This window comes from Paenibacillus sophorae (assembly GCF_018966525.1).
GTDB classification, from domain to species: Bacteria; Bacillota; Bacilli; order Paenibacillales; family Paenibacillaceae; genus Paenibacillus_AQ; species Paenibacillus_AQ sophorae.
This window is the reverse complement of the sequence record NZ_CP076607.1, coordinates 4,835,264-4,850,500: the sequence shown is the minus strand read 5'-3', so window position 1 is coordinate 4,850,500 and position 15,237 is coordinate 4,835,264. Positions and strand designations below refer to the sequence as shown.

Here is a 15,237-nt window from a genome sequence, read left to right as displayed (position 1 = left end):
GTAACGAAGGGGAAGTTTGGAACTGTAGGAGCGATAGCGGCCGGAAGTCCAAGCATTCCTCGAAGATACGACCGATACCCAAATGAGAAAATCTCAAGTTCATATTATTCAGGAATGGAATGAGGGCGAGAAGCTATGTCGAGTGAGGTCATCCGGGTGGATGTCCAAGTGAAGGGCATTGTGCAGGGAGTGGGGTTCCGCCCTTTTGTATACCGGCTTGCGCATCAGCATGATCTGAGAGGGTGGGTCACGAATGACGCAAGTGGCGTCAGACTGGAGGCGGAGGGCCGCAGGCCAAATATCGATGCTTTTTTGGATTCATTGCGAACATCCGCCCCGCCACTCTCTCATATCGAGGAACTGACTTCGGAACTGCACTCTCCGATCGGTTATACCGAATTCCGTATAAAAGAAAGCGTTGGCGCCGCCTCTCACGAGGTGCGCCTCTCGCCGGATATTTGCGTTTGTGAAGATTGTCTTGCGGAATTGAAGGACCCCGGTAACCGGAGGTACCGCTATCCGTACATCAACTGTACCAACTGCGGGCCCCGGTTTACCATTACGGTTCAAGTTCCATACGACCGAAAAACTACGACTATGCGGGATTTCGAGTTATGCGAGGATTGTGCGAAGGAATACCATGACCCGGCTGACCGGCGATTTCATGCCCAGCCAGTAGCTTGTCCAGTATGCGGTCCGTCGGTATATCTGCTGGATGCTTCCGGCAAAAGAGTGGATACGGCTGATCCGGTCGCAAGTGCCGCCGAACGTTTGAAGTCGGGCGATATTTTGGCGGTCAAGGGCCTTGGAGGCTATCACCTGGCTTGCGACGCGACGCAGGAGGCGGCGGTACGGGAGCTGCGGGCGCGCAAGCGCAGGGACGGTAAACCGTTCGCGGTTATGGCGGATACGCTGGAGACGGTTCTCCGCATCTGTGCCGTGACGGAGAAGGAGCGGGAGCTTCTCACGAGCCCCCGGCGGCCGATCGTCCTGCTTCCCTTGAAGACAGAGGCATTGAAGTTTCTTCCGGCGGCGGATTCCCTTTCCCCCGACAACAACATGCTTGGCGTGATGCTGCCGTATACACCGCTGCAGCATCTGTTGTTTCAGGACGGATTGGAGCTTATGGTCATGACGAGCGGCAACCGTTCCGGCGAGCCTATTGTGTACCGCGACGAGGAGGCGGTCCCGGCTCTTCAAGGAATCGCCGACTATTACCTGGTAGGGAAGCTGCCTATTCATATGAGGACGGATGATACGGTAACCAGTGTGTTTCGGGAACGGGAGTACATTATTCGCAGATCACGGGGGTACGTTCCTTATCCCGTCGACTTGGCCGCTGTCGTTCAATCGGCGGAAGGGAAGCCGCACAAGTCCGGCAACCCTCCCATTTTGGCTTTGGGGGGAGAATTAAAGAATGCCTTTTGTTTGGTGAAGGACCGCAAAGCCTTTGTCAGCCATCATATCGGCGATCTGGATAACCTGGAAACGCTGGATTCCCTGATTGGCGGAGTGGAGCATTTTGGGCGTATTTTCGCAGCCGAAGCCGGGGTTTTGGCTTACGATATGCACCCTGGATACCGATCCTCCCAATATGCTTCCGAACAGAAGAACATCGTCAAGATTCCCGTTCAGCATCATCACGCGCATATCGCTTCCTGCATGGCGGAGAACGGCGTTTCCGGTCCGGTGATCGGGGTCGCCTTCGACGGAACGGGACTAGGGGAAGACGGGCATATCTGGGGCGGTGAATTTTTCGCCGGGGATTACGGCGGATTTGAGCGCATGGCCCGCTTCGGGTATGTCCCGCTCCCCGGTGGGGATACGGCCGTCAAGGAGCCTTGGCGGATGGCTTTGAGCTATATCATGAATGACGAAGCGGCTGAGCTGCCGGCCGAGTGGCTGAAGACAATCGAGCCGTACAAAAGGGACATCGTCAAACGCCAAATTCTGCAGCGCATCAACACGCCGCTCACGAGCAGCGTCGGCAGGCTGTTTGACGCCGTGTCATCTCTAACTGGCATATGTCATTATGCCGAGTACGAGGGCCAGGCGGCCATCCGTTTGGAAAGCGCGGCAGACCCCGAGACGTCACGGATTTATCCGTACGAAGTGAAGGCTGTGCAAGGCATGTTTGAGATCGGCACTGCGCCTCTAATCCGGGAACTGGTTCTCGAAATTCGGGACGGAAGGAGTATTTCCGGAATTTCCGGAGCGTTTCACCGGACATTGGCTGCAATTGTAGGGGATATCTGCGGACGGATTCGATCCAAGCGGGGTCTAAATGAGGTGGCGCTCAGCGGCGGTGTGTTTCAAAACCGCTTGCTTCTCGCCTTTACGGTTGATGAATTGGAACGCAGCGGGTTTCGCGTATGGCTCCACAGCAAGGTGCCTGCCAATGATGGGGGGCTTTCACTGGGCCAGGCGGCGATCGCGCTGGGCAAATATCTCACATGGGAAGGGATGCGGGAATCATGTGTTTAGCAATACCCGGAGAAGTAACAAGCGTAAGCGGCGACAGGGCGGTGATTGATATTACCGGTATCCGGAGGGAAGTGTCCATTGCCCTGGTTGACCGGGTGAACGTTGGAGATTACCTGCTCGTTCATGCGGGCTGCGCGATTGCGATCATCGATAAGCAGGAAGCCGTAGACACGCTGGAGCTGCTCCACCAGCTGGCGGGGAATATCCATGATTAGTGAATTGGAACAATTCCGAAATGAAACGTTGGCGGAAGGCTTGGTGAAGGCCATCCGGCGCTATGACGGAAGGCCCGTTTCGATTATGGAGGTATGCGGCACCCATACGATGGCGATCTCCCGTTACGGAATTCGGGAACTATTGCCGCCGAACGTCAGGCTCATTTCGGGACCGGGCTGTCCGGTCTGCGTAACCCCGAGCTTTTACCTGAAATCGGCTTTGGAGCTCTGCAGGAGAGAAAATACCATCGTGGCCACTTTCGGCGACATGATGCGGATTCCGTATAAAGGCGTCAGCTTGCTGACCGAGAAGGCGCTGGGCAGGGATATCCGTATGGTCTATTCCCCGCTGGATAGTCTGGATATCGCCCGTCAGCATCCGGACAAGACCGTTATCTTTCTGTCCGTCGGATTTGAGACGACGGTTCCGGTTACGGCCATCGCGGTTCTGGAGGCCGCGCAGCAGGGGCTTGACAATTTCATGATCCTGTCGGCCAATAAAACGATTCCGGCAGCGATGCATCTGCTGTCTTCGGACCCTGAAGTTGCCGTTGACGGATTTCTGTATCCGGGCCATGTCAGCGCGGTGATCGGCTCCGGCCTCTACGAGGAACTGGCCAAGGCGTATGGGATTCCGGGAGCCGTCACCGGGTTTGACCCGGCGGATATTTTGGGCTCGATCCTATACGTTCTGGAGCAAATCCGGGACAAGAAGGCCACAGTCGCCAACTTGTATTCCATGGTTGTTCAGCCAGGTGGCAATCCGATTGCCCGAGGAAAAATAGATGAGGTATTCGAGCCTTCGGATGCCGTCTGGCGGGGACTCGGGCAGATCCCGGGCTCAGGCTTGCGGCTTCGCGAGAAATACAGGGCCTTTGATGCGTGGGGCCTGATCAACGGCTCCGTGGAGGAGCGGGACGAGGAAGCGGGCGGCTGCCGCTGCGGCGATATTTTGAAAGGAAAATGCCTCCCATCCGATTGCAAGTTGTTTGGAAAGATATGTACGCCCGAAACCCCGGTCGGTTCCTGTATGGTGTCGAGCGAAGGGACTTGCGCGGCATATTACCGATATCAGTAGCGGGAGGAAGTCCAATGAGCGAAATCATTACTTTAGCCCATGGCAGCGGGGGGAAGCTGACCCATCAACTGATCCAAGGGATATTTCAGAAGCACTTTCGGAATGATTGGCTCCTTGAGGGGGGCGATTCGGCAGTGCTGGAAACTCTCCCGGGACAAATGGCATTCACCACGGATTCCTATGTCATTCATCCGCTTTTTTTCAGGGGAGGGAACATCGGGAAGCTGGCCATCTGCGGGACTGTTAACGATTTGGCCGTCTGCGGGGCCATTCCCAGGTATATTAGCTGCGCTTGGATCATCGAAGAAGGGTTTGATTTTGGGGAACTGGAGGAGATTGCAGAGTCCATGGCGGCGACCGCACAGGAAGCCGGCGTATTGATAGTAACCGGCGACACAAAAGTCGTTCCAAGAGGCTGTGCGGATAAGCTGTTCCTTAACACCTCGGGAGTGGGCTTTATTCCAGAAGGTCTCCGGCTGTCTCCCGCCTTGATCCGGCCGGGGGACCAAGTGATCGTCACCGGTACGATCGGGGACCACGGGACAGCGATTCTGATTGAGCGGGAACAGCTTCAGGTGGAAACCGGACTTGCAAGCGACTGTGCGCCGCTGAATGGAATGCTGGAGCTGGTAACGGCTTCAATGGGCGGTGCCGTGAGACTTATGCGGGACCCGACCCGCGGCGGCGTAGCCACTACACTGAATGAATTTACGGAGGGGCAGGGCTTCGGCATCCGGCTGGAGGAAAATGCGCTTCCCGTAAAAGGGGAAGTGAGCGGTCTATGCGGCATGCTGGGGATGGACCCGCTGTACATAGCCAATGAGGGCAAAGCCCTTCTAGTGGTGGACGGGGCCCAGGCGGACCGAGCGATGGAACTGCTGCGCAGTCACCCGTATGGGCGGGACGCCGCCGTGATCGGCGAAGTTGTCGCGGACCATCCGGGAAAGGTGTATATGCGCACGCTGGCCGGAGGTCACCGCATCATCGATATGCTGGTAGGCGACCAACTGCCCCGAATTTGTTAAGCGGACTGCAGGATATCTGTAAAAATGAAGCGCGAGGCGCTTTTTACCAGGAGAAGGTGTATTAATGAGGAGAATTTCCGCCAGTAACGGCTACGTCTACTTTCTTGTTGTATTGGCGCTGCATGTGTTGGGGGGAGCCGGATTTCTCATGGCAACGGCCCACGAACCGAAGTTGTGGGGGCTTGGCCTTTTGGCTTATACGCTCGGCCTGCGACATGCTTTTGACGCCGATCATATTTCGGCCATTGACAATACGATCCGGAAACTGATCGAACGGAAGAGAAACCCTTTAGGGGTTGGCATGTATTTTTCCCTAGGACACTCGACGGTCGTCTTTCTCATGGTGCTGGGGATCGCGCTCTCGATGAACACGTTTGTGCTCGATAATCCAAAAGTACGTGAAATCGGCGGGCTGATCGGGACGCTGGTATCCGGTTTCTTCCTGATCTTCGTCGGACTGATTAATGTGTTCACACTTATGAAGCTATGGGGCAGAGCCCGGGGGGCGGCGAACCGAACAGGCGGGGATTTCGAATCGGGTCATATGCATGGGCCCAAAGGGATGTTTACCAGATTTCTGGCTCCTGCCTTTCGAATGATCAATAAAAGCTGGCATATGTATCCGCTCGGATTTCTGTTTGGGCTTGGCTTTGATACGGCCACTGAAGTGAGCCTGCTTGCTATAACGGCCAGCACCGCGAACGAATCGTTCTCGATTATCGGCATTTTATCCCTGCCGCTGCTGTTTGCTGCCGGAATGAGCTTGATGGACACCATCGACGGCGCGATTATGACAAGGGCCTACCGCTGGGCATTCATTTCCTACAAGAAAAAGACAGCCTATAACCTGATCGTTACCGGTGTCTCGGTTGTATCCGCATTTTTTATCGGCTCCGTTCAGCTCGTTCATTTAATTGAAGCAAAATGGCCGCAGCCTGCCCAGTGGATCAATAGGCTCGGTATCGATCACCTTGGCTACGCTCTGGCCGGATTTCTGATTTTGACCTGGATCGTCTCCATGATTATTTGGAGAGGGATGAGAGGCCGACAGGCTGTTGACGGAACGTGAAAAGGAAAAGCTTCTGATTACAGTTGCGGGCAAATTTGTGGAAGGACCTTCGTGCAACGATATGAGTATTTAGGCGTTAATGGATTACGGAACGCGCCTGATGAATGGTTATGAAGAAGGTCCGGTACGTCCAAATACTGCCGTTAACCAGGTTGATTGGATGAAGCGGTTATTATCGGAGTTCAAAAATAGCTGTCGAGACATTGTCGATAGCTATTTTGTTTTTTTAGCTGTTGCACTTCATATTACAATCCGTCATTACAAAGAAGGTAATTGGTTAAATCGGGCGAATTATATATGTCAGTATGAACATTAGCGAAGTTCGTAAATTAGGCGTTAAGTGAAATTCTTGAAGCCAGTAAAAGAGAGGGAACCATGAAAAGATCTGAAAGAATTAAGATCAAAAGCAAAGTATTTGAAGTGTTATTTTTAATAATTTCTATTATTACAATGTTTCTGTTTTTATATCTTCAAATAATACATAAAGCTAATTTAAGTGAGTTTATTAAAGACTTTGTACAAGTTAATATTACATCTACATTATCTATTGCTGCCTTAGTTGCAAGTATGGGGGCTTTTAGATGGGACCATTATAGAAAGGCGTTAATTCATGAGGGTTTAGATGAGTTTGATCGAAAGAGATTTATTTATAGTAATGCAAAACTTCCATTATACCGAGTAATTAAGTTAAATAGCATATTTATAATAATTAATTTAATTACTTTACAGGCGGGAACAATAACAGTAAATAAAATTAGTCTATATTACGTTACGATCGATTGGAAATGGATAATTATTGCATTAATACTCACATGTTTAATATTGGGATTGACTTTGATTTATTCATCAATGAAGTATATGAAAGACCTGATTTTTAAGTAATCCGTCTGTATTTTCGATGAAGCCACGTACTGCACCAACATCTATTTAAGTTGCGTTGCTAACATTCCTGGGTCCGATAGAAGATAAGAAGTTAGGAAGCGAAAATTCAGCCGGACAACCCTGTGAGCACGCTCAATTCACTCATAGAATGGCTGAAATCACCTTGGCGATGTACTCAAGACGGGGTTTTAAGTATCCGCTTACATTTTAGAGAATTGATACCTGTGCCTTACTATGAGAAAGAGCTGCATATTTCTATAGAACCTAACACGATAGGCCAAACGACACGTTCTATAAAAAAAATTTCATCCATTTAAAATTAACTGAATTTCTCCTCCATTTTCCCCGGAAAATCGACCCGGCCGGTCATTTGGCGGCGCAGCAGGCGCAAACCCTTGATCTTATGCGGAAAATCCATGCTTGGGCCGCTTTAGAAACGTAAAATTTAATCGTTTTCATTTCGGTTTATTTTCCACTGAATGATGGGCTTGACAACGGCTTAAGTAAGCGGAATCATTTGCTGGAATTTATGATGCCGAGCTTGACGCAAATACGTATGTTTGTTACGGTTTTTACAAGCGAATGACCGCTGAACAGCATTTTTGCGAAATATTTGCTTAATGATGCGAGAGATGTTGACTAAACGGACAAAGAGGAGATGGTTGATCTTGATCAAAGGACTGATTTTCGATTTTGACGGAACGATTATCGATACGGAGACGGCTTGGTACACCGCATTTCAGGAAGCCTATAAGGAACATGAGGTTGACCTGACGCTGGAACAGTACTCAACTTGCATCGGAACAAGCCTGAACAGTTTTAATCCTTACGAATACCTGATGACCGATTTGAAGCTTGATATTGACAAAGATGAATTCAGAAAGGCTGTCCGGCAAAGGCACAGCGAGCTGATGGAACTGCAGGCAGTACGTCCGGGCATTCAGCATTATCTGGATTCGGCCAAAGCAGCCGGACTGAAGATTGGGCTTGCCACCAGTTCGGATAGAAATTGGATTGACAAGTATATGGACCAGCTTGGCATCCGCGAATATTTCGATTGTATCTGTACCGCGGACGATGTCGAGAATGTAAAACCCGATCCGGAATTGTACCAGCAAGCACTGTCCTGTCTCGGTCTGAAGCCTGAAGAGGCTGTGGCTATTGAGGATTCACCGAATGGCTCCAAAGCTGCGGCGGCGGCCGGCCTTGATTGTGTCGTGATTCCAAACGAAATCACAGGTTTTCTTAAATTTGAAACTCCGCATCATAAAATAGAAAGTTTATCACACCTCGATTTCGACCATGTGCTTACCCGCCGCTGTTTCCAAGATATGAATCTCCAGGTTCAAGCCCGCTGACGTTTACTTCTTTCCGACTGACCAAGTTCAGAGAGGAACAGATGTACATCCTAAATTCAGACTTTCATATTTCTTGTTCCTCGCAGCAGTATATTAAATTGACTAAGGGGGACGCCATTGTGAAAGCCGTACATTTTGGGGCAGGCAATATTGGCAGAGGGTTTATCGGCCCCGTCTTGTCTCGCTCCGGTTATAACGTTTGTTTTGTCGGACGCAATAAGAGAAAGATTGCCGAACTGCAAAAGAGGGGACAATATCCGGTCACCCTGGCCAACGAGAACCGGGACAAATTTATTGTGGATAATGTAACAGCCATTAATTTGAATGATACCGAGAAGGTAGCGGAAGCGATTGCTGGTGCGGAACTCGTAACGACTGCCGTCGGAGTCTCTGCGCTGAAGGATATTGCGGGAACGATAGCCCGCGGTATCGAACTGCGGCTGAGCCGAAGCCGCACACCCGAGCCGCTGCATATTATCGCCTGCGAGAATGGAATCGGGGGAAGCCAGCGGTTGAGAAAATCCGTATATCGGTATTTGCAGCCGGACATGATCAAGCGCGCCGAACGCAGTGTGGCGTTTCCGAATACGATGGTCGACCGCATTGTGCCCGTCCAAAAGCATGCCGATCCGCTGGCAGTCATGGTTGAACCTTTCAGCGAGTGGATTGTTCCGCGAAGCGGGATGATTGGCGATTATAACGAGATCCAAGGGGTCCGTTATGTCGATTCTCTCGATCCCTATCTGGAACGGAAGCTGTTTACCGTAAATACGGGTCATTGCAGCGCCGCTTATTTCGGATATCTTGAAGGCTACACTTCATTGCAGGAAGCGATGTCTGATCCTGGTATCCGCTCCCGGGTATACGGCGTCCTGCAAGAAACGGGGGCGATGCTGGTACACTTATACGGATTCGACCCGGCGCAGCATGAGAAATACATTAAGAAAATGATGGAACGCTTTGCAAACCGTAATTTCAATGATAAAGTTTCGCGAGTGGCCAGATCTCCGCTCCGCAAGCTTTCCCCGAACGAACGGCTCGTACGGCCTGCACTGAAGGCGCATGAGCTAGGATTCGAAACTTCTCATCTGGTCTCGGCTATTGCCTCCGCGCTGCTCTATGAGAATAATGATGATCCGGAGGCGGTAAGTCTTCAAATGGCTATACGGAGTTCGGGTATCGAAAAGGTAGTGTCTGATGAATTAGGCATTTCGGCCGAACACCCGCTGCACAGCCGCATCGTGGAGGAATATTTCGACACCTGTGTAAAATACCAGCATAAGACCGGCCTGGGCTTTGAGACGCTTACCGGTTCCTTAAGCAGTTCGGCGGTATCCGACAACCCGTAATTGCGGCTTGCTGCAAGGCTTGGGATATCGCAAGACAAAAGAGACCGCATATCTGTGGTCTCTTTTGTCTGGGCGCGTATTTCAGGTCCTGCCGGATTCCCCCTCACGCTCTCAAGACGGCTCTTCCAGGCGGGAATCCTTCACTGGATGACTTTAATTTTCTTGTTGAAACGATATATTAAGAACAATGCCCTGACAAACAAGTCTATTGCAATAGACAGCCATACTCCTGCAATTCCAAGCCCCATCCAAATCCCCAGAACATAAACACCTATAACCCGAATGAGCCACATGCCTATGGTTGTACTGTACAATGGACTTTTTGTGTCTCCCGCACCCTGCAATGCTCCTGCCAACACTAATCCGATAGCCAGGAAGGGCTGGGCGAAAGCATCAATACGCAAGGCTGTAATTACCATACCTCGAACATCTGTCTCGTTTGTAAACCACGATGCGGCAGCAGGGGAAAGAAAGAATAACAGAACACCCACGAAGGACATGAACAGGACAGCGATCACGGCAGCTATTTTTCCGAATTGATAAGCGTCATGTTGACGATTCGCCCCTAAGCGTTGCCCTACAAGCGTAGCTGCCGCCACCGCTAAACCATATCCGGGCATGTAAGAGAACACCTCGATATTGCCTGCTATGGTGTGAGCGGCATAGGTATCGGTGCTGATTCGAACAATTAAGCCAAAGTACAGCACCTGGCCGAAACGCATAATAAGCCGTTCAATAGCGGCAGGTGTAGATAATTTCAATAAAGGTAGAGCAAATTCACGATTGAAAATGAACCCCTGAGTTATCGGGAAAGATAATCTCGTCTTTCGAATGTGAAGATACAGCAGAACCGTACCTGCTATCCGCACAATCGTAGTCGCCCACGCCGCACCTGTAATGCCAAGACCGTCAAACCCGGGAATCCCAAAAATAAGTACATAATCCAGAGGGATATGAAAGACGTTAATCCACAGTCCGATCTTCATAGGGGTCTTGGTATTGCCCGCCGCCCTTAATATGCTGCCGAATACCGTCATTAACGAAATCAGAATTGAGGGTACCGCGACAATCCGGAAATACTTCACCCCTTCGGCTACTACATTCGGCTCCGCTCCCATGACACGCAATAATGTCTCGGCAAAGAAGAAGGTAACTATTCCAAAAAATAATCCCGCCGCCAATCCTGCCCATGTTGACTGTTTTGCGATAGCTTTAGCTCTTTCAAAATCCCCTGCCCCCACGCTTTTCGCGATCATGGAAGAAGTACCGACACCTAATGCCATAAATACCGCTATGTAAACAGCCAGAATCGCATTGGTCACACCAACGGCGGCAACCTCTGTCAATCCCAGTTTAGACACAAACAATGTATCGACAAATCCTACGACCGTTTGAAAAAAATTCTCGATCATAGCCGGGATAGCTAAGGCCAGTATGATTTTGGCTTTCTGCCCCCGAGTCTCACTCGGCATCTCAAGCAGATTCGCTGACATAACATCCCCCATTATCTGATGGTTAGGTTAGTCTTATTTTATCCCCCCAGGGGGGATATGTAAATGAAATGATCTAAACGGATCCGTTAAAATATAATATTTTGTGTATATTGAAATTTGATATTTTCTTTTCTGGAAACCTTTATAGCTTTATTCGGGCAGATAGCTGCACATTTCATGCAAAACTGACAATTATGACCGTGAATGAGTATTTGATTTACCTTTTTAATATTTCTAACCGGGCATTGATTTGCGCAAATGCCGCAACCTATACATCGTGTTGGTGTTGTTTCCAGTCTAAGCATAAGCCGCATAGATACCCAAGGAAGAGGTGTTTCCCTCGTTAAGAAGGATATAAACTTTGACCCCTTAAACTCCGACTTCCATAAAAAGTTACTTGCCATTGTATCGCAAATAAAACGGTCTGCCTTTTTACTTGCTGCAATAAGCATTTCTCGATTTTTATCTTGACAGAAATCAGTATCGACCATATTGTTTGGCATTTTTATTTCACATGAAGAAGCGGGGGCATATCCTTTATTTGTAAGTAAAGAATAAAGCGGCGATAAAACATGAGCAGATTCATTGAGTGTAACCATTACAAATACTTTCGTTCCTTTGCTATAAGGCAGCGATTTAAAAAACCTCCAAATAAAAGGGGACATAGATTGTGCATTAACTGGAAACGCAACCCATATTTCGCTCGCTGATTCAAGTGAATCATACCCATTCTCAATAAGTTTCAAAGATACACCGATTCCGAATGATTCAAGCGATTTTACGGTATGGTTAACAATAAATTTCGTGTTGCCTGTGCCGGAAAAATAATAAAAATCAACATTCTTATTCATTGTCTATCCCTCCATGTTCCGCCACAACTTGTTCTAGTAATTTTATTGTCTCTTCGCACCAATGCGCATAAGCATCCCAAACTTTTTGACCAAAGGATAAGACCATTAGGATTTGTCTGTGATTGCTATGTACATCAATATTTTCTTTAAGTTGGCTTTCAAATTTATCGAATAATTCCCGCTGTTTTCGATGGTTTATTTCAAATTCTTTAACATGATTGAGCATATTTTTTGATGAAGTTTCATTTGAAAAATACAATTTCAATAAAATTTCATATCGTATAAGTTCCTTTTCCACGGGAACTTTAAGCCATTCCTGTAATTCTATTTTTCCTTGAGTGGTAATTTCGTACTTTTTGCTTTCTTTACCTCTCTTGTCTGACTGATCGGAAGCGACAATGAGGCCTTCCAACATAAGTTTTTTTAACTCAGGGTAAATTTGACCGAAGCTTTCGTTCCAAAAAAAGGACAGTCGCATATCAATGATTCGTTTTATTTCATAGCCTGACAGATGTTCTTCATTTAATAGCCCAAGTATGACATACCGGGTCTTGTTTTTATTAGTCGGCATTTTCTTTGCTCCAATCTAAAAGATATATCTTTTAGATATAAAAGCATATACATAGAGAAAAGTCAACTTCGCAGGATTCGACAGGTTCGTTTACCCTAATAAAAACCCACAGAGAAATATTCATTTTCCCTGTGGGTTTCTTCATTATATTATTCACTGTTTCCGGATCTTCTGGATATTTTGATTTCACTATCTGTACCTTTAATTTGCATGGAAAGCAGGGCATTCAGATCGTGAAAAGACAGATTTTCCAAAGAGCTGATTTTTTCCATAATTTCGCTGTTGAATATTTCTTCGACGCGCCGAATCTGAGCAGTCAATTTTGACCAACACAGATTTTGCACATCAGCATGAACAAATCATGCTCAATTCGGTTGCCGTAATGGACCTGCTGCTACCAAATCCTTTGGAAATAAAAGAACACCCGGCGATGTCGTCGCAACCGCGTTCAAAGGGCTGGAAAAGAAAAAAATAAGTGTGGTGGACGGGAAGCAAAATATTTTTTCATCCGTACTGCTGCCGAAATTCTTATCAAGAAATAGAATGATTAACCTCGTGTCCAATATTATGGGCAAAAGAATAGATAAGGAAGGACTATAAAATGAGAACAAGAGTATTGGGTTCAAATCTGGAGGTTTCTGAAATTGGCTTGGGCTGTATGGGAATGAGCCAATCCTATGGAAAAACGGACGGAAGTGAAGGCGCTGCCTAAGGCCCATTCCGAGGTTGGCATTGAAGTCGGACTGAAAGATTTTGCGGTTATGTCAAATGGTGAAGTGTTTGGCAATCCCAAATTTTTTCGCACCTTGGAGAATAGACTCGCCAAAGCCTACTACGATCAATGTCCTCCCGTACCATGCACATTACCGGAACCCAGAGGTCAAGAATTTGAACGTTCGCGAATGGACATGCCCGGAATGTGGCACGGGTCATAACCGAGACTTGAATGCCAGTCTAAATATTCTGGCTGAAGGTAAAAGATTGCTACAGATGTAGATCATACACGAACTGCCGGAACGGCAGGGTTCGCTTGGCAAACTTCTCTTCACTAGAAGAGACTACCCAAGAATCTGCTTCCTCTAAGCATAAGCGTAGGGAGGGGAGTGTTCAAACTATATTCATCGCATAGATAAAACGGTACCCATTGAAGAAACCATTGGTGCGATGTCTGATTTGGTTTCGGAAGGTAAAATCAGAAATATCGGTATATGTGAAGCATCGCTTGATACCATCGAAAAGGCAAATAAAGTTCATCCGCTTACTGCCGTATCTGATCGATAATATTAAAGCGGCGGATGTTGTGTTAACTGCTGAGTAAATGGCAGAATTGGATCGCTTATTTGACTTTTCAGCCATTCAAGGAACGAGCTATCCTCAAATACTTATGGAAGAGCTAAATTTATAGAGAAACTGAAGGCCAATAATACATGCGGAGGTGATGTGGTAATGATGGGGGAACTTGCTCCGGAACGAGATTTTCACATTCGTATGCTGGCCTCTGATGAACCGCCGCCTTATGAACTGTTGCTGATCGCCGACCCGTCCCGCGAACTGGTAGACCGCTATCTGGAGCAGGGAACCTGTTACATTGCCGTGCTGCCCGAAGAGGCATTTCCGCAGAAGCCGGTTGGCGTCTTTGTACTGCTGCCGAGGGATGCGGAAACGGTTGAAATTATGAATATCGCCGTAAGGGAAGATGCTCAGGGTAAAGGGATCGGGAGAAGATTGCTGCAAGCCGCAATTGAAATAGCGAAAGCCTCTGAAGTCCGGAACATCGAGATCGGTACAGGGAACTCCAGTATTCATCAGCTCGCCCTTTACCAAAAATGCGGATTTCGGATCACCAGTGTGGACCGTGACTTTTTTGTCCGAAATTATAAGGAAGCCATCTATGAGAACGGCATCCCATGCCGGGATATGATCCGGTTAAGGTATGAAGTTGGGGAGACAGCGTATTAGGACTGCAGAGTAACGAAAAACCCGCGAGAAACCTTGAGTCTTAAGGTATTTCGCGGGTTCTGTATTTTTTGAACATTTTTACCGCAGAAGCAATGAGTATTGCACCAAGTACCAATTTTAGCAGACTGGAAGATACATAGCCGATCAACATTCCGCCGATAAAGGAACCGATAATGGAGCCAATACCCATAGGCAGGACGAGATCTTTCAATTCGCTTCTCTGTTTATAAGCCCCATTGGAACCGTGTCTGATTATGCCGATCAGCACAGTCGGTAAACTAATGAGAATGCTGGCTGTACCTGCAATTTTAATATCCAGTCCAAATACTAAGATTAGAGTGGGGATAATCAGCTCCCCGCCGGCCACACCGAGCAGACTGCTCACAACTCCAATGCAAATACCAAAAATGACGCCAACAATAATCGCAACCGGAAGCGCCATAGGAATGCCGCCCGATACAATAGGATGAAAGGATTCCACTAGAAGAAGGACGCCGATGCCGACCAATAACACGAGAATAACCTTCTCCAGAGCGCGTTCCGATAGATGCTTCGAGTAATTAGCTCCCGAGTAAGCGCCAACCATTCCTCCAGCAATAAACGCGAGTATGATTGGAATATCTTTGACCAGGTCACTTATCGCGATTTTGGGAAGGCGAAAGATCAGAGAGGAGATTAGAGTAACTAAACTAACCGCCAAATTAAAGGCCACAGCTTGCCGGGCGGTATAACGAAATAATCCAACCAGCACGGGAAGACGAAACTCAGCACCTCCTAGTCCGATTAAACCTCCTAAGCAACCGATGGGTGCTCCTGTGACCAAGGCAAGCAACGATTTTTTACCACTGCCTTCCATTTAATGAAAACCTCCTTAAAATATGAATATAAAAACAAAACAATACA

The 15,237-nt window shown here is 48.1% G+C and carries 17 protein-coding genes; 13 read left to right on the top strand and 4 right to left on the bottom strand.

The window, feature by feature from the left end:
* Positions 1-135: 135 nt before the first annotated feature.
* From hypF to KP014_RS23535, 9 genes are all read left to right on the top strand, one after another.
* A complete protein-coding gene (hypF, locus tag KP014_RS23575) occupies positions 136-2,484 on the top strand; it encodes a carbamoyltransferase HypF (protein ID WP_036599556.1) in 2,349 nt (782 codons plus the stop codon).
* Complete coding sequence (locus KP014_RS23570; protein WP_036599553.1) at positions 2,475-2,699, top strand: HypC/HybG/HupF family hydrogenase formation chaperone; 225 nt, start codon at positions 2,475-2,477, stop codon at positions 2,697-2,699. The genes hypF and KP014_RS23570 overlap by 10 nt, the downstream gene beginning before the upstream one ends.
* Positions 2,692-3,777 (top strand): hydrogenase formation protein HypD, encoded by a 1,086-nt coding sequence (gene hypD, locus KP014_RS23565; RefSeq protein WP_036599550.1) that lies wholly within the window; start codon positions 2,692-2,694, stop codon positions 3,775-3,777. The genes KP014_RS23570 and hypD overlap by 8 nt, the downstream gene beginning before the upstream one ends.
* A 14-nt stretch (positions 3,778-3,791) precedes the next feature.
* Entirely contained in the window at positions 3,792-4,802 is a 1,011-nt protein-coding gene (gene hypE / locus KP014_RS23560; protein WP_036599549.1) for a hydrogenase expression/formation protein HypE, read from the top strand.
* A 64-nt stretch (positions 4,803-4,866) separates the two neighbouring features.
* Positions 4,867-5,871 (top strand): HoxN/HupN/NixA family nickel/cobalt transporter, encoded by a 1,005-nt coding sequence (locus KP014_RS23555; protein WP_051500380.1) that lies wholly within the window; start codon positions 4,867-4,869, stop codon positions 5,869-5,871.
* 79 nt (positions 5,872-5,950) lie between these two features.
* Positions 5,951-6,187 carry a hypothetical protein gene (locus KP014_RS23550; protein WP_036599547.1) on the top strand — a complete coding sequence of 79 codons (237 nt, stop codon included), beginning with the start codon at positions 5,951-5,953 and terminating at the stop codon, positions 6,185-6,187.
* A 59-nt stretch (positions 6,188-6,246) separates the two neighbouring features.
* Complete coding sequence (locus KP014_RS23545; protein ID WP_036599546.1) at positions 6,247-6,753, top strand: hypothetical protein; 507 nt, start codon at positions 6,247-6,249, stop codon at positions 6,751-6,753.
* A 668-nt stretch (positions 6,754-7,421) separates the two neighbouring features.
* Positions 7,422-8,111, top strand: coding sequence for an HAD family hydrolase (locus tag KP014_RS23540; RefSeq protein WP_036599544.1), 690 nt, complete (start codon positions 7,422-7,424; stop codon positions 8,109-8,111).
* A gap of 119 nt (positions 8,112-8,230) precedes the next feature.
* On the top strand, positions 8,231-9,460 hold the full coding sequence (locus tag KP014_RS23535) for a mannitol-1-phosphate 5-dehydrogenase (RefSeq protein WP_036599543.1): 1,230 nt from the start codon (positions 8,231-8,233) through the stop codon (positions 9,458-9,460).
* A gap of 140 nt (positions 9,461-9,600) precedes the next feature.
* On the opposite strand, the gene KP014_RS23530 is transcribed toward KP014_RS23535, so the two are convergent.
* From KP014_RS23530 to KP014_RS23520, 3 genes are all read right to left on the bottom strand, one after another.
* On the bottom strand, positions 9,601-10,953 hold the full coding sequence (locus tag KP014_RS23530; protein ID WP_036599542.1) for an MATE family efflux transporter: 1,353 nt from the start codon (positions 10,951-10,953) through the stop codon (positions 9,601-9,603).
* A gap of 86 nt (positions 10,954-11,039) precedes the next feature.
* Complete coding sequence (locus KP014_RS23525; protein ID WP_036599539.1) at positions 11,040-11,804, bottom strand: EFR1 family ferrodoxin; 765 nt, start codon at positions 11,802-11,804, stop codon at positions 11,040-11,042.
* The gene (locus KP014_RS23520; RefSeq protein ID WP_051500379.1) at positions 11,797-12,375 is read right to left on the bottom strand and encodes a PadR family transcriptional regulator; all 579 of its coding nucleotides are present in this window, start codon (positions 12,373-12,375) and stop codon (positions 11,797-11,799) included. Before KP014_RS23520 ends, KP014_RS23525 begins: the two co-directional genes overlap by 8 nt.
* A gap of 677 nt (positions 12,376-13,052) precedes the next feature.
* Between KP014_RS23520 and KP014_RS23515 the strand changes: the two genes are divergently transcribed.
* From KP014_RS23515 to KP014_RS23500, 4 genes are all read left to right on the top strand, one after another.
* Positions 13,053-13,310: a transposase gene (locus tag KP014_RS23515; RefSeq protein WP_051500378.1), complete on the top strand. Its 258-nt coding sequence runs from the start codon at positions 13,053-13,055 to the stop codon at positions 13,308-13,310.
* Entirely contained in the window at positions 13,264-13,371 is a 108-nt protein-coding gene (locus tag KP014_RS29430) for a zinc ribbon domain-containing protein (protein WP_216700415.1), read from the top strand. Before KP014_RS23515 ends, KP014_RS29430 begins: the two co-directional genes overlap by 47 nt.
* Before the next feature lie 120 nt (positions 13,372-13,491).
* Positions 13,492-13,656, top strand: a complete 165-nt coding sequence (locus tag KP014_RS23505) for an aldo/keto reductase (protein ID WP_090834328.1) — start codon at positions 13,492-13,494, stop codon at positions 13,654-13,656.
* 165 nt (positions 13,657-13,821) lie between these two features.
* Positions 13,822-14,334: a GNAT family N-acetyltransferase gene (locus KP014_RS23500; RefSeq protein WP_246590572.1), complete on the top strand. Its 513-nt coding sequence runs from the start codon at positions 13,822-13,824 to the stop codon at positions 14,332-14,334.
* Positions 14,335-14,374: 40 nt separating this feature from the next.
* Here the strand turns inward: KP014_RS23500 and KP014_RS23495 are convergent, their stop codons facing one another.
* Positions 14,375-15,190, bottom strand: a complete 816-nt coding sequence (locus tag KP014_RS23495; protein ID WP_036599537.1) for a sulfite exporter TauE/SafE family protein — start codon at positions 15,188-15,190, stop codon at positions 14,375-14,377.
* Between the last annotated feature and the right edge of the window lie 47 nt (positions 15,191-15,237).